General features: G+C 65.8%; 14 protein-coding genes and 1 tRNA gene. 6 read left to right on the forward strand and 9 right to left on the reverse strand.

The annotated features are described in order from the left end of the window. Positions 1–111: 111 nt before the first annotated feature. The 3 genes from D2E22_RS02915 to D2E22_RS02925 all read left to right on the forward strand — a co-directional run bounded on the left by D2E22_RS02915 (position 112) and on the right by D2E22_RS02925 (position 2,821). Positions 112–1,185 carry an alpha/beta fold hydrolase gene (locus D2E22_RS02915; RefSeq protein ID WP_126031636.1) on the forward strand — a complete coding sequence of 358 codons (1,074 nt, stop codon included), beginning with the start codon at positions 112–114 and terminating at the stop codon, positions 1,183–1,185. A gap of 276 nt (positions 1,186–1,461) precedes the next feature. Next, complete coding sequence (locus tag D2E22_RS02920; protein ID WP_241218172.1) at positions 1,462–2,328, forward strand: DMT family transporter; 867 nt, start codon at positions 1,462–1,464, stop codon at positions 2,326–2,328. A 148-nt stretch (positions 2,329–2,476) separates the two neighbouring features. Then, complete coding sequence (locus tag D2E22_RS02925; protein WP_126031638.1) at positions 2,477–2,821, forward strand: hypothetical protein; 345 nt, start codon at positions 2,477–2,479, stop codon at positions 2,819–2,821. 160 nt (positions 2,822–2,981) lie between these two features. Here D2E22_RS02925 and D2E22_RS02930 read toward each other — a convergent pair whose 3' ends face one another. The 4 genes from D2E22_RS02930 to D2E22_RS02945 all read right to left on the reverse strand — a co-directional run bounded on the left by D2E22_RS02930 (position 2,982) and on the right by D2E22_RS02945 (position 8,561). After that, complete coding sequence (locus tag D2E22_RS02930; RefSeq protein WP_126031639.1) at positions 2,982–6,212, reverse strand: CAP domain-containing protein; 3,231 nt, start codon at positions 6,210–6,212, stop codon at positions 2,982–2,984. Positions 6,213–6,324: 112 nt separating this feature from the next. Further along, entirely contained in the window at positions 6,325–7,188 is an 864-nt protein-coding gene (locus D2E22_RS02935; RefSeq protein ID WP_126031640.1) for a putative RNA methyltransferase, read from the reverse strand. Positions 7,189–7,958: 770 nt separating this feature from the next. Beyond that, positions 7,959–8,041 (reverse strand) — tRNA-Leu (locus tag D2E22_RS02940). Positions 8,042–8,114: 73 nt separating this feature from the next. Continuing rightward, on the reverse strand, positions 8,115–8,561 hold the full coding sequence (locus tag D2E22_RS02945) for an Rrf2 family transcriptional regulator (RefSeq protein ID WP_241218143.1): 447 nt from the start codon (positions 8,559–8,561) through the stop codon (positions 8,115–8,117). Between the two features lie 204 nt (positions 8,562–8,765). Between D2E22_RS02945 and D2E22_RS02950 the strand changes: the two genes are divergently transcribed. Further along, a complete protein-coding gene (locus D2E22_RS02950) occupies positions 8,766–9,407 on the forward strand; it encodes an NAD(P)-dependent oxidoreductase (protein ID WP_126031641.1) in 642 nt (213 codons plus the stop codon). Positions 9,408–9,504: 97 nt separating this feature from the next. On the opposite strand, the gene D2E22_RS02955 is transcribed toward D2E22_RS02950, so the two are convergent. The 4 genes from D2E22_RS02955 to D2E22_RS02965 all read right to left on the reverse strand — a co-directional run bounded on the left by D2E22_RS02955 (position 9,505) and on the right by D2E22_RS02965 (position 14,010). Further along, positions 9,505–10,257 (reverse strand): SGNH/GDSL hydrolase family protein, encoded by a 753-nt coding sequence (locus D2E22_RS02955; RefSeq protein ID WP_164518394.1) that lies wholly within the window; start codon positions 10,255–10,257, stop codon positions 9,505–9,507. A gap of 20 nt (positions 10,258–10,277) precedes the next feature. Continuing rightward, complete coding sequence (gene tgt, locus D2E22_RS02960; RefSeq protein WP_126031643.1) at positions 10,278–11,627, reverse strand: tRNA guanosine(34) transglycosylase Tgt; 1,350 nt, start codon at positions 11,625–11,627, stop codon at positions 10,278–10,280. A 342-nt stretch (positions 11,628–11,969) separates the two neighbouring features. Further along, positions 11,970–12,116 (reverse strand): hypothetical protein, encoded by a 147-nt coding sequence (locus D2E22_RS10475; protein WP_164518395.1) that lies wholly within the window; start codon positions 12,114–12,116, stop codon positions 11,970–11,972. 19 nt (positions 12,117–12,135) lie between these two features. Next, on the reverse strand, positions 12,136–14,010 hold the full coding sequence (locus D2E22_RS02965; protein ID WP_126031644.1) for a SpaA isopeptide-forming pilin-related protein: 1,875 nt from the start codon (positions 14,008–14,010) through the stop codon (positions 12,136–12,138). A 401-nt stretch (positions 14,011–14,411) separates the two neighbouring features. Between D2E22_RS02965 and D2E22_RS02970 the strand changes: the two genes are divergently transcribed. Beyond that, positions 14,412–16,217 carry a S1C family serine protease gene (locus tag D2E22_RS02970; RefSeq protein WP_126031645.1) on the forward strand — a complete coding sequence of 602 codons (1,806 nt, stop codon included), beginning with the start codon at positions 14,412–14,414 and terminating at the stop codon, positions 16,215–16,217. A gap of 331 nt (positions 16,218–16,548) precedes the next feature. Then, positions 16,549–18,765, forward strand: a complete 2,217-nt coding sequence (locus D2E22_RS02975) for a heavy metal translocating P-type ATPase (protein ID WP_126031646.1) — start codon at positions 16,549–16,551, stop codon at positions 18,763–18,765. A gap of 94 nt (positions 18,766–18,859) precedes the next feature. Here D2E22_RS02975 and D2E22_RS02980 read toward each other — a convergent pair whose 3' ends face one another. After that, entirely contained in the window at positions 18,860–20,035 is a 1,176-nt protein-coding gene (locus D2E22_RS02980) for a serine hydrolase (protein WP_164518396.1), read from the reverse strand. Positions 20,036–20,095 lie beyond the last annotated feature (60 nt).

A 20,095-nucleotide genomic window follows, 5' to 3' on the forward strand; every position in this document is an offset into this window, starting at 1 on the left:
CGGCCGTGCTTTGTAGGGAACGCACAATCGGGGGATGCGCGACCGGCCGCGCGGTACGTCGAGCGCGTGAACGCGTCCGGGCGTGCGGCGGCGGTGCTTAGGATGGTCGGTATGGAAATCGCGATGGTCGACGAACGGCATGTGCGGCAGGCGATGGCGAGGACGGTGCTTCCCGCCACGGGCACATGCGCGCATGAGGGATACATGGAACCGGCGCACGAGGATTGGGCGGGGCGCCCTTTGCCGCGGCTGCGCAGGTTCGGCAGGCTGCATTACGTGTGCTACGACGTGGACGAGTTCCACCGGCTCGGCATCCCCGGCGCGTCGCGCGAGAACCACGGCGCCGTCGTGTTCTCCCATGGCTTCTCTGAATTCGCGGCCAAATACGGCGAGCTCGTGTGGTACTTCCTGCTCGCAGGCTTCTCGGTCTGCGTGCTCGAGCACCGCGGGCACGGCTATTCGGCGCGCGACGTGGAAGACGACCAGATCGTCTACATCGACGATTGGCGCCGCTACGTCGCCGATCTCGCGAAGTTCACGAAGGAGGTGGGCGGCGCCTACGCGCGCGGCGGACGGCCCACGCTGTTCGCGCATTCGATGGGCGCCGGCATCGCGGCGGCGATGCTCGAACGCTGTCCGAACATCGTGGCCAGGGCCGTGCTCTCGTCGCCGATGATCAAGGCGAACACCGGCGCGCCGAACTGGCTTGCTGCCGCCGTGTGCGGCGCGGCGTGCGACCTCGGGCGCGCGAAGTCGATGGCGCCGGGGCAGCACGGGTTCACGCCGGTCATCGATTGGCGCGACGAGCAGGGGGCGTGCGCCGGGCGGCTCGAATGGTACAAGGAGCTGCGCATCGCGGACACGCACTACCGGACGACGGCGGCCGCGAACGAATGGGTGCGTCAGGCCGTGCGCATCTCGCGCGCCATCCTTGATCCGGACATGTGCGAACGCATCGACGTGCCGGTGCTGCTGTTCCAGTCGGGACGCGACCACTGGGTCAGCAATCCGGCGCAGGACGCCTTCGTGCAGCGTGTGGGACGTGACAGCGGCCGCATCAGCAAGGTGCGCATCGAGGATTCGGTCCATGAGATCTTCTCGATGCCGAACGCCGTCGTGGCGCCGTATCTGCAGCGGATCTTCCGTTGGCTGCAGTCGGAGGAGACGGTGACGGTGCTGCCGTAGCGCCGCCGGCCGCCAGATGCGTTAGAATCGCCTCGGAAACAGCGGCGCGCGCGTCGGCGACGGCCGCGCATGAGCATAAAAGCGGGGCGTACAGTGACGCGGAACGCACATGGTGATCGGGACGGCGCCGGCGGCGCGGCCGGCGGTGGCCGCAGCGCGCAGGAGCAGGTGCAGGACCTGCTGAGCCGGTCGGCGCATGAGGAATGCGCCGACGCCGCGCAGACGCTCGCCGACGAGACGGTCGCCACGCGGTCCCTCGAGCAGACGCCGCGGCGGATGATGACCGGCGTGCTGTGCACGTTGCTCGGGGGCGCCTTGTGGGGCGTCAACGGGTCGGTGTCGAAGATCCTGATGGAGGGGTACCACATCGCGCCGCTGTGGCTCGCCTGCGTCAGGGAGATCGTCGCCGGGCTCATCTTCCTCGGCTGCGCGGCGGTCGGGTCGCGGCATGCGCTCGTCGAAGCCGTGAAAAGCGTGCGCGAATACCCGATGTATCTGGTCACGGCGCTCACCTGCGTCACGCTCGTGCAGGTCGCGTACCTGTTCTCGATCCATTGGACGAACGCGGGCACGGCGACGGTGCTGCAGACGGTGAACCTGCTGATGGTGCTCGTCTACGTGTGCGTGCGCGGCAGACGCAGGCCGACGGCCAAGGAGATCGTCGGCGTGACGCTCGCGTTCGCAGGCGTGTGGCTGCTCGCGACCGGTGGCAACGTCAGCTCGCTCGCGTTGCCGCTGCCGGGGTTGCTGTGGGGGCTTGCGGACGCGTTCTCGTGCGCGTGCCTCGCGATCATCCCGGTCATGCTCATCGCGAAGTACGGCAACTTCGTCGTCAACGGCATCACGTTCCTGCTGTCCGGGCTGCTGCTCACGCCCTTCGTGCAGCCGTGGAAGGACGTGCCGCAGCTCGACGCGCGCGGGTGGGGGCTGCTGCTGTTCACGATCGTCGTCGGCACCTTCGTCGCGTTCTGGCTGTACATGGCCGGCGTCGTGCGCATCGGCTCGATGCGCGCGACGATGCTCGGCACGATCGAGCCGGTCATGGCGACGATCACGGCCGTCATGTGGACCGGCGCCGTGTTCTCCGGCACCGATTGGGTCGGCTTCGCGCTCATCATCGTGATGTCGTTCCTCGTGCGGTAGCGGCCGTCGCGCTCATGGGTGTGCCGGTTGCATAATCGAGGGTCGTCGCCGTGCGCGCGGCCATACAATCGTGGACGATTGCCTGAGGCGTGCCGAAGGCCTGCGGGCGAGGCGGCCTGAGGGCGGGACTGCAGAGAAAGGATCGATTATGCTCTCGACGGCGCAGAACGTGACGATGACCGTGCTCAATGTGATCGTATTGATCGCGTTGCTCGTGTTCGGCGTGTTCGCCGTGTACAACAACAAACCGAATTTCGAGCTGACGCCGGAGCACCTCTACGACCAGCAGAAGGGTCAGCAATGGGGCATCTGGGTGTTCGTGTTCATCATCGTCAGCTGGCTCGTGACGCTGCCGGGCATCTTCGGCCCGCTCAGCAACGGCTGGACGCAGGTGCTGTGGTGGATCGAACTCGTGACGAATGTGGCGTCCCTCGTGTGCTGCTGCGCGGCGATCTTCTACTATCATCGCCTCAACACGCGCCCGCACGACTGATGCGCCGACGCGTCACCGCGTGCATCGATGACGCCGGACATAAGCGAGTGGCGGCCGGAATCTCCATGGATTCCGGCCGCCACTCGCTTTATTCGGCTCATTCGATACGCGTCGCTGATGGCGCGTTACGCTCGCCGTCAGCGCGGACGATCATGCGTCTTCACTCCTCGCGGCGACGTGCGCTCAGCGTGGCGACACCGCCGACGAACGCGAGCGTGAACGCCGTGATGAGCACGGCGCCGGTGCTTGCGCCGGTGGCGGCGAGCTTGCCGCTGGCGGCGTTCGCGACCTGCACCGACTGCGGCGCCCGGGATGTCGCGTCGGACGTCGCAGCGGCTGTGATGGTGCTGCCGGTGGTGCCGGTGCTGCCGGTGGAGACTGCCGCGCCGGGAGTCGCCGGCGCGGTCGGAGTCGTCGGATTCGACGGGTCGGTCGGCGTCGTCGGCTGCTGCTCGGCCTTGACCGCGGCTTCGAGCGCGATCTCGGCGAGGCGGAGGTCTTCCTGACGGTCCTTGAGCGCCTGCTGGGCGTCGGCAAGCGAGGCCTGTGCCGCGTCGAGCCGGGCCTGGGCGTCCGCGGCCGCCTGCTTGGCCTCGTCGAGCTTGGCCTGCGCCTCCTGGACGGCGGGTGTGTTGCCCACGTTCTTCCGGGCTTCGTCAAGCGCGGACTCGGCGGCCTTGACGGCCGCATCGGCGGCATCCTTGGCCTGCTGGGCGTCATCGACGGCGGCCTTGGCTGCGTCGGCGTCCTGCTGGGCCGCGGCGACCGCTTCGCCGGCCTTCGCGACGGTGTCCGTGGCGTCCGCGAGCGCCTGATTGCGCCTGGCGAGCTCGTCCTTGGCCTCCTGCAGATCGGCGACCGTCTGCTTGGCGTCCGCGAGTTTCGCGGCCGCCGCGTCGGCCGCCTGCTGCGCCTGCGCCGCCTCGGCGGCCTTGTCGGCCGCTTGGGCGGCCGCCGCGTCGCTTGCCTGCTTCGCCGCGTCGTAGGCCGTTTGCGCCTTGTCCAGATTCGCCTTGGCGTCCTGCATCGCGGCGTACTTGTTCGCCGCATCATCCTTGGCGGTCTTGGCCGCGTCGGCGTTCTGGTTCGCCTGGTCGAGCGCCTTCGAGGCGTCGTCCGCCTTGCGTTGTGCGGCGGCGAACGCGGCTTCGGCGGCATCGTAGGCCGTCTGTGCGGCATCGAGCGCTTCGGAGGCCTGCGTGTACTTGGCTTCCTGCTCGGCCGCGTCCTTCTGTGCGTCCGCCTTGGCCTGCTGCGCATCGGTGTGCTTCGTCAGCGCGCTGTCGTAGGCCTGTTCGGCGTCCGACTGCGCGCTCTGCGCCGTCTGGAGGTCGGCGGCCGCCTGCCTGCTGGCCTGATCCGCCGCATCGGCCGCCTTGTTCGCGGCCTCCACGGCTTCCTGCGCACTCGCGAGCGCATCCTGCGCGTCCTTGAGCTTCTGCTGCGCGTTGCGGATGGAGTCGACGTACTCCTGCAGCTCCTGCTGGTAGACGTCCGCATCGGTGGGCGTCGTGTCGTCGACGCCGTCATAGCGGATGATGTTGGAGCTGCTGTTCTCCATGGCGGAGGTCGGCACCATGGCGCCATTGGCCGGATACTGGCTGATGCCCATGCCGGTGGCGACTGCATTGGGATTCGAGCAGTTGAGGTAGTGGCCGATGGTGGGGTAGAGATCAGGGTACGTTATGCTGATTTGATACGGGGTCATCGATTCGAGACCCGGATACTTGCCGCTGGCGAGGGCGTCCTCATAGATGGCTTTCTCCTCAGTCCACCAGCCGGCAAGGGGATCGCGGTACCCCCACGCCAGATTCTCGGAGAGCGAGAGGTTGTCCGTCAGTACCTGGTTATGCTGCATGACGAGTTTCGTCGCCGCATTCGCCTGTACCATCGCGGCGGCCATTGCGGCATCCGAGATCTTCAGCGGTGCAAGACCTTCGCCGGCGCGCAGCTGGTTGAGTTCCTGAATGAGCGCCACGGCCTGAAGCATGTTGTCCAGGCTCGTGGCGTCCTTCGGATTCCCGATTTGCGTGTACTGCAGCCACGATCCGCCGTCAGCCGGCGCGATCTCGGTCGGCTTGTTCGGGTTCTTGGTGCTCAGCGCCGGATCCAGCAGCACCTGCTGTGCGAGCGTCGCGTTGCGATACTCGAACCAGCCGAGCGCACCTTTCTGCTCGAGCTCGGTCGCGGCGGCCGCCGCCTTGGTCGCGTCGTCCACGGCCTTCTGCGCGGCCTCGAGCTTCTGCTGGGCCGCCACCTTGTCCTGTGCGGCCTTGTCGGCTGCCGCCTGCGTGTCCTTCATCTGCTGCTCGGCGGCCGCCACCTTCTGCTCGGCGTCGCTCTTCGCGGCTGCGGCGTCGGCGAGCGCCTGCGCCGTCGTGGACTCGTCGCGTTCGGCGGCGGCGAGCGTCGCGTTCGCCTTGTCGAGTTCCTGCTTGGCGGCGTTTGCGTCATTGCGTGCATCCAGCAGAGCGTTGTGGGCGTTCTGATAGGTGTGGTTCGCGTCGCTGAGTTCGGCGTTGGCCTGATCGGCCTGCGAACTCGCCTCCTGCGCCTGCTTGAGCGCCTCGTCGTACTTCACGACCGTGCTGGCGGCGTCCTGCTTCGCCTGCTCCACCTTCGCCGGATCCGTGGCGTCGCCGGCGATCTGCTCCGCTTCGTCGAGCTGCTGCTTGGCGGCGTCGGTCTTCTGCTGCGCCGCTGCGGCCTGCTTGGCGGCGTCCGCGCTTGCGTCATTCGCCGCCGTCGCCGCCGTCGCGGTGCCGTCCGCATCCTGCTCGAGCGCGTCCATATCGGTGGCATCCACCTGCTGCTGCAGTCCGTCCACCTTCGTCTGCTGTTCGTCCACGGCATCCTGTGCCGCCGACTCGTCCGCCTTGGCCGCCGTTTCCGTGTCCTGCGCCTGCTTGAGCGCATCCGTCGTCTGCGTCTGCACGGCCATGGCGTTCTGCAGATGGTCGGAGGCTTCGCCGAGCTTGGTGTTGGCTTCGTCGAGCGCGTCCTGTGCGGCGGCCGTGTTCGGATCGTTGGCGATCGCGTCGTCGACGGCCTGCTGCGCGTCCTGCACCGCCGCATTCGCCTGATCGACCTCGCCGTTCGCGTCCGAGACGGCGCCTTCGGCGTTCTTCTGCGTTTCCTGCGCCTGAATCACGCCTTCCTTGGCGGCGTCCACGGCCGCCTGCGCCTGCTGCACCGCGCTGGTCGCAGCTTGCTGTTGTGTCTGGTTTTCCGGCTGCTGCGGCGCCGAGGGCTCGTCGGCCATGGCGACCATCGGCGCGCCGAGCGTGGCGATGGCGGCCATCGTGGCCACCGTGCCGTTCACCGCCTTCATCGTCGGGAACGGGTTGTTCTGCTCTTTGCCGCGCGGACGCGCATGCTTTCCCTGTGTCATATGGACCCCCTTCAGTGGTCTTTGTGTGGCGGCTGACGTCGCCGCTGTTCTTCTCTAACAGCAAAATCCATCATAGGGGAAGCGAAAATAACACACGCGCGATTTGGGAAAATTATTTCCTCGCGACTATTATGCGTGCTTCAATCGTCAGTTCGCTGATCTGTGTGAGATCAAGCGCGTCAATGTCGGCGTTGAACAGCAGCGGGGTCATATGAGCGAAGGTTCTCACGTCGGCGGGTGGCATTGCGAGGGTCTGCGAGACGGTGCGCATGCTCAGCACGTCGAAATGCCCGCAGAACTGTTCGATTACGTGTTCGTTTGAATAGTCGGTGTTCCGCAGCTGTTCGCGCGCGAGCTCGCGTAATTGTTCATCGTGATGCGTGCCGGGGACCACTTTGACCACGACGGCGTCGTCCTTCATGACACGGTGGAATTCCGCGGTGTTTATCGGGGAGAAGACATCAAGGACGCAGTCGATTGCGCCGTCGCGCACCGGAAGGTCGGCAAGGTTGCCGACGAACCATTTGACGGCCATGCCCGTGTCCTCGCGTGCCGCCTGCTGGATCGAATCCTTCGAGATGTCGAAGGCGAGCACGTCGACTTGCGGGTTTGCGCGCTGCACGGCGCGTGAGTAGAAGCCCTCGCCGCAGCCGACGTCCAGGATCGCGGGGCGCTCGCCGCTGTATGGGCCGGCGAAGTCCGCGGCGGAGGGGATGGCGTCGAGCACGGCGTCGCGGATATGGTCGTAGTAGCCGGCTTCGAGGATGCGCGCGCGGTTCGCGAACGATTCCTTGTTGTAGAACGGCGACTGTTTCGCGGCGGGCATGAGGTTGACGTAGCCCTGTTTCGCGATGTCGAAGGTGTGGCGGTCGGCGCAGCGCAGGCTTGTGCCGTCCAGGTGCAGCGCGTCGTGGCAGATCGGACAGATGAAGTACCGTTCACTGTCGCCGAAGCGCGCGATTTTCGCAGGATTCATGCCGCCATCGTAACTGCGGAGGGGGTCAGGGAGTATGGGGCGGGTCTTGGAAGTGGCCGGATTCGCGTGATGCGTGCGCCGCGCGGGGCGATGGCTCGTTCGCGGCGGCCATGCATGTCGGCTGCTGCATGGCCGTGCGCGTCTCGGTTCGTATGGCCATCCTCGCCGACGCTTGCATTGCCGTGCGCGCCGCTGTATCGGCATCCCGCCGCCCGCATAAGTCGATTGTTCGTCCAAGCAACCGACTTATGAGGCGGCGGATATTGGTCTGGGTTATGGATGCATGGTGGCAATGAGCGGTTTTGGTCCGTATTGAAAGGTCATGCGCGCATATGCGGCGGGTGTGTGCGCATTTGTGCTGATCTGGGGGATGGGCGGAGACATGGCCGGTCCCGTGGCCGCATAACTCGTCTTGTTGGGTGAAAAGCTGAGTTATGCATTCGGCGGGCGGGGGTATGCATTGGCGCCTGCGAAACCTGAAGTGCGATCCGGATCTGGTCCCCGTTCAACAGCATCGGTTGGAACGAATTCCACGCCAGCGCGCCAAGGTGCCCTTTCCGGTCTATACCCCCGGCTCTGCCTATCTTGAGCAGATGGGCAGAGCCGGGCGATTTTTGCGTTCAACAGCCGTGTACTGTGTTCCGTGCCCATCTCTTGCCCACAAATCGAGTGAACGACGATGATCTATCGTGATTCATCGTGAACTTCGATGTGCCGCGAAAACCGTTGGAACACTGGAAAAATACCGTGAAATCAGAGAAAAAGAAGAGTGCGAGCGGCGGGACTTGAACCCGCACGAGCATGAGCTCACTGCCACCTGAAGACAGCGCGTCTACCATTCCGCCACGCTCGCAGACAAACATCGAATTTACACCATGCGTCGCATGTGCGCAACTCGGCGTGTTGCGGGGTGCGTCGCCTTGGGGTCATTCCTTGGTCAGCGTATCGAGACGGTCGTTGAGCTGGGCCAGTGTCGTCTGCCCCAGTTGCGTTTCGAGTGCGTGTTGCGCCGCGTCAAGCTCGCCGTCGAGCAGAGTGTGGATGTTGCGGCCCACCGGGCATTGCGGGTTGGGGTTGTCGTGGAATCCGAACAGTTGCCGGCCCGGGCCTTCGATCGCGCGGTAGACGTCCAGCAGCGTGATCGATTCCAGCGGCCGCGCGACATGCGCCCCGCCGATACCGGCGTCCACGGTGACGAGGCCGGCGTCCTTGAGCTTGCCGATGACCTGGCGGATGATCACCGGATTGACGTTGACGCTGTCGGCGATGAACGATGACGTCACCTTGCTTGTCGCCCCGAAATGCGCGATGCACAGCATGACGTGCACGGCGATCGGGAATCGTGACGATATCCGCATGCCGTTTCCCCTCATGGCCGTTTCCTTTCCTGTGTCCGCGGTCGTCGGCGTTCGTGCCTCGATGCTCTCGGCGATCGTTGCGGCGCTTGGCGACGCGCCGGGCGTTGTTGTAACAGTTGACATTACATCACAGTGGTGGTTGACTGTCAATCAACATGTTGTAACAAATAAAGTTACAACTGGGAACGCAAGCACGTCAATGCTGGAAAGGACATCATCATGGCACAGAAGATTGCGGTCATCGCGGCGAATGGCAAAGAAGGACGTCTGATTGTCGAGGAGGCGGTCGACCGCGGCCTCGACGTGACGGCCATCGTGCGCGGCGAGAACAAGACGACCGCGCCACACGCCATCATCAAGGACGCCTTCGATCTGACGAAGGACGATCTGAAGGGATTCGACGTCGTCGTCAACGCCTTCGGCACGTGGACTCCGGAGACCTTCGACGAGCTGCCGCATGAGATCGCGCATGTCGCCGATCTGCTCGCCGGCACCGATGCGCGCTTCATCGTCGTCGGCGGCGCGGGCAGCCTGCTCGTGGACGCGGACGGCAGGAAGATCGCGCTCGAGGACACGCCTGATTTCCCCGAAGCGTACAAGGGCGTTTCGGCGGCGCACGGCAAGGCGCTCGCCGGCCTGCGCTCGCGAGACGACGTTGAGTGGACCTATGTGAGCCCGGCCGCCGACTTCGTCGCCGATGGTGAGCGCACCGGCGAATACCGGCTCGCCGGGGATGACCTCACGCTGAACGCCAACGGTGAGAGCGAGATCAGCTACGCCGACTACGCGATCGGCATCGTCGACGAAATCGTCGCCGACCATCCGCACATCCGCGAGCGCATCTCCCTCGTGAGCAAGTAAGGCGGGCCGATTCGTCGCATCCGTGAATCCGCGTCCGGGCGATAAGCTTTGCGCCGCCCGGACGCGGATTCGCTGTATCTGACCATATCCGCTGTGGCTATAGCAGTCCGTTCCGCCGCATCGCCGATACGATGTATCCCACCATCACTGCGTATCCCCTCGCCGACGGATGGAAGCCGTCATGCGACCAGAAGACCTTGGGGTCGCCGATCGGGGCGAACGCGAGCGCGATGTAGGGCACATGTTCGTCGGCGCACACATGCCTGCTGATGCGCGTCTGATCGGCGATGCGTATGCGCAGCGCCTTCTTGAGCGCATTGCCGAGCACCGGTGAATTGTGCGGTTGTCCCGAACTCAGGGTCACGACGTGATCGGCGAGCTGCTTCGCCTCCGCCACGGCGGCGCGCAGGTCGGCTTCCCATTCCTTGCCGCTGCGCATCGCCATGATGTCGTTCGACCCGGCGCAGAGCACGAGGATGTCCGCGCGTCCGCCGTCGGCCTTGACCTGGGGCAGCAGACGGTAGCGCACGCGGCGCATCGTCGCCCCCAGCTTGCCGTAGGCCGCCCAATGCACGTGCCTGCCGCTCGCCTTGGCCATCGCGCGTGCCAGCTGCGCCGGGAAACCCTGCGACTGTTCGGGGACGCCGCATCCGGCCACCATCGAATCGCCTACGACGATGAGCTTCAGCGTGTCATCGTCGCTGGCCGGCCTCGTTTCCGCGCTGGGTTCGGCGTCGGCATGTGCGAACGCGTCGCCCACGCGCTCGCCCGGGGGCTCGGGCATCAGATGCACATGACGTTTCGCCCAGGCGCCCTCGATGGTGGCCATGACCTTTTCGAAGGGGTTCATAGATGTGCGTGCCTTCGCGTTCATCCGCGCGATCCGTTCGCGTAGAAGCGGGCGAGCGTCTCGTCGCGGAACTCGTCGAAGTAGCCGCCGTCGATCGATGCGCGGATGTCGTCGAGCAGATGCACGAAGAAGTACTCGTTGTGGATCGTCGCGAGCGTGAACCCGTTCATCTCGTGCGAACGCAGCAGATGGTCGACGTAGGCGCGCGAGTAGTGCGTGCACGTGTAGCAGCCGCAGCCCTCCTCGAGCGGGCCGAAGTCGTGCTTGAACTGCGCGCGCTTGATGTTGTAGCGGCCGTCGCGCGTGAAGATCGCGCCGTTGCGGCCGCAGCGCGCCGGCGCCACGCAGTCGAAGGTGTCGCCGCCGTTCTCGACGCATGCGAAGATGTCGTCCACCGCGGCGATGCCGAGCACATGGCGCGGGCGGCTTTGCGGCATCTCGTCGCAGATCCATGCGCAGATGTCGCCGATGATGCGTTTCTCCATTGCGCCGCCGATGCCGACGCCGTCGAAGTCGAGCGACGCGATCTGCTGCGCCGCGTGACGCCGCAGATCCTCGTAGTTCGCGCCCTGCACGACGCCATAGAGCGCCTGATAGGGTTTGCCGACGCGTTCCGCCGTGAGCCGTTCATGCTCGGCGACGCAGCGCTGCGCCCAGCGGTAGGTGCGTTCGACCGAGTTCTCCTGATAGCGGCGCGTGTTCATCAGCGTCGTCAGCTCGTCGAAGGCGAACATGATGTCGGCGCCGATCTTGTGCTGGATGTTCATCGATATCTCCGCCGAGAAGCGGTGCAGCGAACCGTTGAGCGGCGATTTGAAGGTCACGCCGTCCTCGTCGACGAAGGCCATGCGTTCCTTGCCTGCGGCGATGACGTCGTCCGATTTCATGCCTTTCACGTCCATCGCGAGCGTCTTCTTGAAGCCCGCGCCGAGCGAAAGCACCTGGAAGCCGCCGGAATCGGTGAAGGTGGGGCCGTTCCAGTTCATGAACTTCGCAAGTCCGCCCGCCTCGTCGAGCACGTCCTCGCCGGGGCGCTCGTACAGGTGGAATGCGTTCGACAGCAGGCACTGCGCGCCGAGATCGACCATTGATTCGGGCAGCACGGCCTTCATCGCGCCTTGCGTGGCGACCGGCACGAAGGCGGGCGTCCTGATGTCGCCGTGCGGCGTGTGCAGGATGCCGGTGCGTCCGTAGCGCGCGCCGCCCTTGCCTTTGCCGTCGGGGGCGTCGGGCAGCCGTGTGAGCTGCTCGAAGTGGAAGGCGCTGCGGTCGCCCGGCTTGCCCGCTTCGGCGCCGCGCGGATGCTCGACGAGCTGAGGTGCCGGCGCGCTCGTGATCGTATTGTCTGCTGGAATGCTCGTGCTGGTCATGCGTGCAATTCTAGGGCCTGCGGTTGTCCATCGGCATGGGTTATACGCTCTGGCCGATGTTTCGACCCATCGTCCATCTCATCGTCGATGATGTTTTGCCGTGGAGGATTGCATGACGAAACCATTCCTATCTTTTCTTTGATGAAAAGGGGAGGGCCGCCGATTGGCCGGATGCGATACCGGGATGAGGGGCCTGCATCCTCGTGGGCAACGTTCTATGCGCCCATCCGCTCGTCATTCAGCTGCTTGAGGCGTCGCGGCCGGCGCTGGAGTTCCCGCCCCGCAGCAAGCCGTTGAGAAGGGCGGTGCGGAACCGTTCGTATCGCACCGCGTAGAAGACCATCATGAATTGAATACGGTGCGCGCGTCGCAGTGCGCCGGATCGACCTGATCGATCGGCGTATCGAGGAGACTCGCGTCCGGAAAATCCGCATAGTCGTATGCGCGAATACGGATGTGGCCACGGTGGGCGGCGCCCACCGTGGCCACATCCGTCATTCGGTGCGGGTTACCTGATGCGTTTGCGCAGCGCGATCAGGTAGAGGATGCCGCTGGCCGCCGCGAGCGCCAGCGCCGCTGCCATGATGGCGGCGATGCCTGCGCCGGTCTTGGCCAGTGGTGATTGCGTCGGCGTCGCTGCGCGAGGCTGCGTCGGCGTAGTCGGCTGTGCCGGGGTTGCGGGAACGGTCGGTTTCGTCGGAGTCGTGGGCTCGGTCGGCGTATCCGGCGTATCCGGTGTGTCCGGTTCGGTCGGCTGCGTCGGCTCCGTAGGCGTCTTGGCGTTCGTCACGGTCACTTCGGCGGTGCGTGCGTCGTTGCGCAGCTGCTCCTTCGTCACTCTGATCGGCTTGGTGTCCAGATTGTATCCTTCCGGAGCCTTGGACTCGGTCAGCGTGTAGTCGTCCAACGCCAATCCGGACAATGATGCGGTGCCGTCGGCTCCGGTGACCATCGTGCCCACGACGGAGCCCGTGCCGTCGGTCACCGTGAATGTGGCGCCCGCAAGCTTCGTGTTCGCATCGGCTGCGTCGACTTTGGTCAGATGGATCGCGTACGCCGTCCTCCTGTCGGTCACCCGCACGGCGAAGGTCTTCGCCGGCGCATGCTGCAGATCGGCCTCGGTCACATGGACTGGATCCGCCGTGTCATATCCTTCCGGGGCCTTGGTCTCGGTGATCGTATAGTCGTCGGCGAGCAGCTTCCCGATGCTGGCGTGGCCCTGCGCATCCGTGGTCATCGTGCCCTCGACGACGCCCGTGCGGTCGCGCGTCACCGTGAACTGCGCGCCGGCGAGCGCGGCGCCGTCCTCGTCGTATTTGGACAGGTCGATCGCGTAGTTGTATCCGTTGGCCATGCCGCTTGCGGACTGCCATTTGACGGTCCAGCTGCGCGGGACGTCCTCGTCGCCGTCATAGGTGGCCGTCGCGGAGTTCTCGAACACCTCGCCGTTCGCCGGCGTGTAGTTCGCCTGCACCCGGTACAGCACGAGCAGGCCTTCGCCGTCGGTGAGGTTCCCCAGCTGCATCGTGAAGCTCTTGCCGTCCGCCGAGAACTGCGGCTTCGGATATTGGTCCGTCACGTCGGTCGCGCCGTCGAGGTCGAACTGCCCGGCGTCATCGATGATGAAATGGCCCCGCTGCACCTGGAAGCTGTCGCGGATATACGAGGTGCCCGGGGTGCCGAGCGTGTCCGTGACCGTCAGATTGTTCATCGTCGGCACGCCTGCGCCGTTGATGCGCAGCGCATACTGGATCGTGTCCCGGGTGTCCGGAAGCTGCCAGCCGTATTTGGCGAACTTTTCGTTCTTGTCGTCGTGTGACATGTCGATGTATTCGAGATCGCCGCCGGTAATCGTCCGTCCGCCGAACTGGAGGTTGAACGGCTGCTTGCCTTTCTCCGGCTTGTGCCCCTGGTCCACCATGAACGCGAGCGCCACGTTGCCGGTGATGTTGGAGTGGCTGTCCACATAGTCGGTGAACGTGAAGATGACCTTCGAATCACCGCGCTGGCATGTGCCGACGGCCACGACGCCTCCGTCATCGTCCTTCACGTCGAAGCGTTCGGTCGTGTACGACACGTATCCGGACGGCCACGTGAGCGTGGCTGTGTCACCGGCGTGCACGGTGTGGTTCGGAATCGTGAAATCAAGGTTGAGCTGCACGGCGACGGTGTCCTGGATGGTGTGTTCGGACAGCGTCGCGTGCGTCTCGATCTGCCCCGAGACCTCCTTGGCGTCCGCTGGAATCGCGGACATGAGCGCGGCGGGCAGCGCCATCGCCGCCGATGCGAGCACCGCGACGAGCACCATGAGCATGCGGCCGAAGCCGGTCGTGTTGTGTTGTAGCCGCCGCGATTGCGCGGTGTGGCCTGATCTGCTCACCATGAGTATTATCCTTCCCTTGATGGATCGCCATTGTCCTTCTCCGGATGGTTCGTCATCGTCCTTCTCCGGATGGTTCGCCCGTGCCGATTCGGTCAGACGGACGACGTGTTGCCGTCACTGTAGCGAGTGGATTCGCCCGCCGTGTGCCATATCGTGCTCGGCGTACGGTTACGGGGCATCCTCCGCCGCGATGTCTAAAGGACGTCCGATTCAAGAATCTTTCGACAAAGCGCAATCGAGTTTTCAGCGGACGTTCAGGAAACATCAAGCGGCCGCGTTTTAACTATGTGGATAGAGATTCCTCTACCGGTGATGAACAGCGCCGCGCGCCACGCCGCCCGCGCACTACGATGACCGGTGACGAACGTAGACAATGCACCGAGTGACGAACGGAGAGACAGATGAGTGACGAGAACCGTTACCCGTGGGAGACGAGCGATTCCGACGGCGCGCAGCCGAACACCGCACATACGAACGATGCGCCGGCGGACGACGCGGCGCCGGCGCGGCAGCCGGACGCGTCCGCGTCCTCGGACGATGCGCCGACGCATACGCTGCCGCCGCTGCAGCCGGCGACGCCGAACGCCGACGACGCGCATACGACGCCGATCCCGTCCGCCGGCGCGCAGCCCGCGCAGCAGCCGGCGTCGCAGGGATACCGTTCGGCGCCGCTGTACGGGGCGTACGCGCCGACGACGCCGAACCCGCAGCCGACGCAGCCGACGCAGCAGCCCGACCATCAGCAGACGCAGCCGACGTCGCCGTTCGCGCTGCCGTTCCAGAACCAGAACATACCCGGCGCGAACCAGCAGCCGCATGCCGGCCGTTCGCCGTACGTCCCCCTCGACGCCGCGAACAGCGGCGCGGGCAACAACGACGGCGGCGCCGGCGCGCCGGGCGCCCCGACGTCGCCGGGCGCGCCGTTCGGCGACGGCGATCCGCACAACCCGTACACCGACATCGGCCGCGAGGAGACGAAGTCGCACGGCGTGCTCATCGGCGTCGTCGCCGCCGTCGTGACCGCGATCCTGTGCCTCGGCGTCGGCTGGACGGCGCTCGCCTACGGCTGGGTGAAGGTGCCGACCTCGTCGTCGATATCATCCATCTCCTCCAATCAGGGCAGTTCTGAAGGCAGCGCCGTCGTCGAGGGCGGCGAGGCGCCGAATTGGACGGCGGTCTCGTCGAAGGTCTCGAACGCCGTCGTCTCGATCTCGACGACCGTCGACGGAGGCACGGCGAAGGGTTCCGGTGCGATCATCGACAAGGACGGCCACATCGTCACGAACAACCACGTCGTCTCCGGCGCGAAGAGCATCGTCGTGACGCTGACGAACGGCGATCTGTACGAGGCCGATGTCGTCGGCACCGATTCGACGACCGATCTCGCCGTCATCCAGCTCAAGAACCCGCCGTCCGATCTGACGGCGGTCGAGTTCGCCGATTCCGCAAAGGTGGCCGTCGGCGAGCCGATCATGGCGATCGGCAACCCGCTCGGCTACGACGACACGGCGACGACCGGCATCGTCTCCGCGCTCAACCGACCGGTCTCGGTGATGGACGAGGACAACCAGACGATCGTGACGAACGCGATCCAGATCGATGCGGCCGTCAACCCGGGCAACTCGGGCGGCCCGACCTTCAACGCGGCCGGCCAGGTCATCGGCATCAACTCGTCGATCGCATCGACGGCGAGCAGCGAGGAGACCGCCGGATCGATTGGCATCGGCTTCGCGATCCCGTCGAACCTCGTCAAGCGCGTCGCGAACGAGATCATCAAGAACGGCAAGGTCGAGCATGTCGCGCTCGGCGTCACGATCAAGAACACGACGGTGACCGCGGACGGCGTGACGCGCGCCGGCGTCGAAGTGCAGTCGCTCGTCTCGGGCGGCCCCGCCGAGAAGGCCGGCATCGTCAAGGGCGATGTCATCGTCGCCTACGACGGCCTCGCGGTGACGAACAACTATTCGCTGCTCGGCTTCGTGCGTGCGGCGGCGATGGACTCGACGGCCAAGCTGACCATCGTGCGCGACGGCAAGGTCATGGACGTCGACGTCAAGCTCGACAAGGCCGAGTCGGACGTCAACGGTTCGTCGGGCAGCGACAGCGAGCAGCAGGAGCAGCAGCGCCAGCAGCAGCAGCAGGAGCAGCAGGAGCAGCGCAACGGCGGCAACGGCGGTGGTGTCTTCGACCCCTTCGGCCTGTGGTAAACCCCTGCGAACATCCGGGTCGGTGCTGAAGCGGTTCGGCCCCGGCTCGGACGGCATCCTCGGATGACGCCGGACAGTGCGATTCGCACTGTCCGGCGTTCTTTGTTACAGTGAAGCACGTTCGCGCCGTGGGATGCCATGTCCGCGAACCGATAACTGAAGATGATCTAGCAATCTTTTTACGCCGTGTGTCGTAAGCGCGCCAAGCCGGGCGCCGTGTTCGATGGGCTAACAAGGCGTGAAGCTGACATTCCCGGACCCGCCGGAATCGCGCACCCGCTGCGCGGCCACGCGCGGGGCGGGAAGACGATACCGACCGTAAGGAGATGCGATGAGGAGAATCATCGATCTTTGCAAGGAAGTGCCGCTTCTTCCTCTCACGCTGCTGGCGGCGATCCCGCTGGCGCTCATCCCGCAGTGGCGCCCATGGGGGCGCATCCACCCCGCCTTCGACCCCGGCGTCGGAGAATGGATCATCATCCTGTTCGTCGCCTGGACGATCTACACGAGCATCCGCGAGATGATCGACAGCATCAGGCACGGCCATGTGGGCGTCGACCTGCTCGCGATCGTCGCGCTCGTCTCCACCGTCTGCGTGCAGCAGTACTGGGCGTCGTGGGCCGTCGTGCTCATGGTCGCCTCCGGCGAGGCGATTGAATCGTATGCACAGAACAAGGCGAAGGGCAACCTCGCCGCGCTGATCAAGGCCGCGCCGCAGCAGGCACACGTCGTCACGCTGCCGGGCGCGGACGCCTCCGGTGAGGCGGACATGACCGACGAAGGCTTCCGCAAGGTGCAGCAGGCCGTCGAGGACGCGCAGCGCGAAGGCAAGCCGCTTAACGCAGGCAACGGCCACTTCGAGACGGTGCCGGTCAACGACGTCAGGCTCGGCTCGGTGCTGCTCGTGCTGCCCGGCGAGATCGTGCCGGTCGACGGCCTGCTGCTGAGCGGCACGGCGAGCGTCGACCTGAGCAACATCAACGGCGAACCGGTGCCGCGCACGATCTTCGCCGGCGCGAAGGTGCTCTCCGGTTCGATCAACGGCTCGACGACGATGATGATCCGCACGACGTCGCTCGCCGCCGACTCCCAGTACCAGCAGATCCTCAAGCTCGTCTCCTCCGCCGAGGAGTCGCGCGCGGCCGTCGTGCGCACGGCGGACATGCTCGCCGTGCCGTTCACGATCGTCTCCTTCGCGATCGCGATCGTCGCATGGATCGTCTCCGGCACCGGTCTGCGCTTCGCGCAGGTGCTCGTGCTCGCGACGCCGTGCCCGCTGCTCATCGCCGCGCCCGTCGCCTACGTCGCAGGTACCGCGCGCCTCGCCAAGCACAAGATCCTCGTCAAGTCGCAGGACGTGCTCGAGAACCTCGGCCGCGTCACGCATGTCTTCTTCGACAAGACCGGCACGCTCACCGTCAAGCAGCCGCAGGTCGTGCGCGTCGAGAAGGCCGACGGCGTGCCGGCGGACGTCTCCGAGGACGAGATCCTGATGATGGCGGGCGTCGTCGAGGGCTTCTCGGTGCACGTGCTCGCCAAAGGCATCGTCGAGGCCGGGCGCAGCGCGATGGAACGGCTCGGGCGCTTGCCGAGCTCGAGCGGCAAGAAGGCCTCCGACGACCATGTGGACGCCTCCCACCGCGCGCTGCCGAACCCGAACGAGAACTATCCGGTCGTCGGCAACGTCTCCGAGATCCCCGGCAAGGGCGTGCGCGGCACCGTGGACGGTCACAAGGTGGAGGTCGGACGCTATGCCTTCGTGACCGGGCAGGGCATCGCCAGCCAGAAGGTCCGCAACGCGGCTGAGGAGGAACGCAACGAGAAGGCGATGGAGGCCGCCGACCGCGAGGCCGCCAAGCTGTGGCCCGACGAGCTCGAGCCCGACGAGATGGCCACCTACATCGCCATCGACGGACATCTCGCGGCACGCATCGTGCTGCGCGACATCCCGCGCTACAACGCGAAGCAGTCGGTCCGGGAGCTGCGCGACCTCGGCGTCAAGGAGGAGACGATGCTCACCGGCGACAAGAAGTCGTCGGCGATGATCATCGCGAACGAGGTCGGCATCACCGACGTGCGCTACGAACTGCTACCGCAGGACAAGGTGGAGGCCGTGCGCCAGGCTTCGCAGGAGGAGAGGAGCGGCGCCGAGACGTGGTGGGAGCGCGCGGCCGCGAAGCTGCTCGGCGAGCCGATCCACCGCGACGTGACGATGATGGTCGGCGACGGCGTCAACGATTCGCCGGTGCTCGCCGTCGCCGACATCGGCATGGCGATGACCGACGGCACGTCGACGGCGGCCTCGGAATCAGCGGAGGTCGTCATCATGAACGACGACATCGGCGCCGTGCCGAAGGGCGTCAGGATCGCGCGGCAGACGAAGCAGCGCATGCTGCAGGCTGTGCTCGTCGGCATCGCGCTCGCGATCGTCGGCATGGTGTGCGCGGCGTTCAACCTCATCCCGGTCGTCGCCGGCGCGTTCCTGCAGGAGGCGATTGACGTCGTCTCGATCCTGTGGGCGTTGACGGCGTTGTTCGACCGCAGGTAGCGTCCGGCTCGTCAGGTCGCCGTGCGGCCGTCACGGAGCCGTCCCGGCCGGTGTCGTCGCCGACCGGGACGGCTCCTCTTGCATCCGTCGGGCTTCACGATTCGCCGTGCAGGTCGGCGATGACGTCGTCGACGGCCGTCGCCAGTTCGCTCAGCAGATCGTTGCGGCCGCACGCGTCCGACAGGATCGCGAGCACATAGCCCTGCGGATGCGTCTGCAGGTCGTGCGCGCCCGCCGGCAGCACGATGCCGGCGTCGTTGAGCGCGTAGAGATCGCCCTCGCCGTAGATCCAGCCGGCTTTCGTGTACACCTCCTCGCTTTCGGCGTGCGCCATCTGGATCGACGAATTGAGCGAGCCGCGCATCTGTTGCGCGAGCCATGCGCGCGCCTGCTGCGACGCGGGCTCCGCGCCGTCCGCCTTCGCCGGCGCCGTGTCCGAGAACAGGTATTGGTAGCCGAGCACCCACAGCCGCGCCAGGTCGCTCGCCGTCAGGAACTCGTAGTAGCCGCTGAGAGGCGCGTCGAAGGTGTATCCGGCCGTCCATGCCGTGAACGGCGACGTGCCGTAGCGTCGGTACAGCGAGTCGTAGGAGTCGTTGTCGGAGACGGTGAGCGTCGCCGTGATCAGCTGGTTGAGATAGGCGGCGTCGGCGTCGACGCTCGTCGAGACGGCGTCGAGGTCGATCGCGCCCGTCTGCGCGAGCGACAGGATGTACGGGGCCTTGATCGACGATGCCGAATACCGCGGCACGTTTGCGAAGGATGTGATGACGGCGCCGGTGCGCATGTCGACGACGGCGAAGGAGACCTCGAAGCCCTGCTCATGGTAGGCGCTGATCGCGTGCTGCAGCTGGGCGGATTCGGCGCTGCTCAGCGTGACGCCGGCGGCCGATACGGCAGCGTCCGTGTCAGTCGAACGCAGATTCGCGAACGCGGTGGCCACGACGTCGTCAAGGTCGGGCGTCACGATCGTCGTTTCGATACCGTCGGACGGCGCCTCGGCGGCGGTCGACGCGGAGCTCGCCGGTGACGGCGCCGTCCGCGTGGCGGATGCGACGGGATGAGCGGCGTTCGCGAGTCCGTCGCCGAAGACGCCGACGGCGCCTGCGCTGAGCATGCTGCACATCGCGACGACCGACGAGGCGATCGCGATGCCCCTCCATTTGGCGATCGATCTGCGATGGCTGGCGATCGCGATGTCGAACTGCGTGTCGGTCAGCGGCACGTCACGCCATTTGGGAATCGTGCCGCGTCTCGTCTTCTTCTGCATCCCACCGCACCCGTTTCTCACGTATGCCCACGCTTTTCCAAGGAAAACTATAGGGCGACC

Source organism: Bifidobacterium castoris (assembly GCF_003952025.1).
Classification (GTDB): domain Bacteria; phylum Actinomycetota; class Actinomycetes; order Actinomycetales; family Bifidobacteriaceae; genus Bifidobacterium; species Bifidobacterium castoris.

What these genes read in the sequence shown, in the direction of transcription:
- D2E22_RS02935 (WP_126031640.1), bottom strand. Translation starts at nt 7,188, where the DNA reads ATGAATCCTGCGAAAATCGCGCGCTTCGGCGACAGTGAACGGTACTTC.
- D2E22_RS02920 (WP_241218172.1), top strand. Translation starts at nt 1,462, where the DNA reads ATGATGACCGGCGTGCTGTGCACGTTGCTCGGGGGCGCCTTGTGGGGC.
- D2E22_RS02975 (WP_126031646.1), top strand. Translation starts at nt 16,549, where the DNA reads ATGAGGAGAATCATCGATCTTTGCAAGGAAGTGCCGCTTCTTCCTCTC.
- D2E22_RS02950 (WP_126031641.1), top strand. Translation starts at nt 8,766, where the DNA reads ATGGCACAGAAGATTGCGGTCATCGCGGCGAATGGCAAAGAAGGACGT.
- D2E22_RS02930 (WP_126031639.1), bottom strand. Translation starts at nt 6,212, where the DNA reads ATGACACAGGGAAAGCATGCGCGTCCGCGCGGCAAAGAGCAGAACAAC.
- tgt (WP_126031643.1), bottom strand. Translation starts at nt 11,627, where the DNA reads ATGACCAGCACGAGCATTCCAGCAGACAATACGATCACGAGCGCGCCG.
- D2E22_RS02915 (WP_126031636.1), top strand. Translation starts at nt 112, where the DNA reads ATGGAAATCGCGATGGTCGACGAACGGCATGTGCGGCAGGCGATGGCG.
- D2E22_RS02925 (WP_126031638.1), top strand. Translation starts at nt 2,477, where the DNA reads ATGCTCTCGACGGCGCAGAACGTGACGATGACCGTGCTCAATGTGATC.
- D2E22_RS02945 (WP_241218143.1), bottom strand. Translation starts at nt 8,561, where the DNA reads ATGAGGGGAAACGGCATGCGGATATCGTCACGATTCCCGATCGCCGTG.
- D2E22_RS02980 (WP_164518396.1), bottom strand. Translation starts at nt 20,035, where the DNA reads ATGCAGAAGAAGACGAGACGCGGCACGATTCCCAAATGGCGTGACGTG.
- D2E22_RS02970 (WP_126031645.1), top strand. Translation starts at nt 14,412, where the DNA reads ATGAGTGACGAGAACCGTTACCCGTGGGAGACGAGCGATTCCGACGGC.
- D2E22_RS02965 (WP_126031644.1), bottom strand. Translation starts at nt 14,010, where the DNA reads ATGGTGAGCAGATCAGGCCACACCGCGCAATCGCGGCGGCTACAACAC.
- D2E22_RS02955 (WP_164518394.1), bottom strand. Translation starts at nt 10,257, where the DNA reads ATGAACCCCTTCGAAAAGGTCATGGCCACCATCGAGGGCGCCTGGGCG.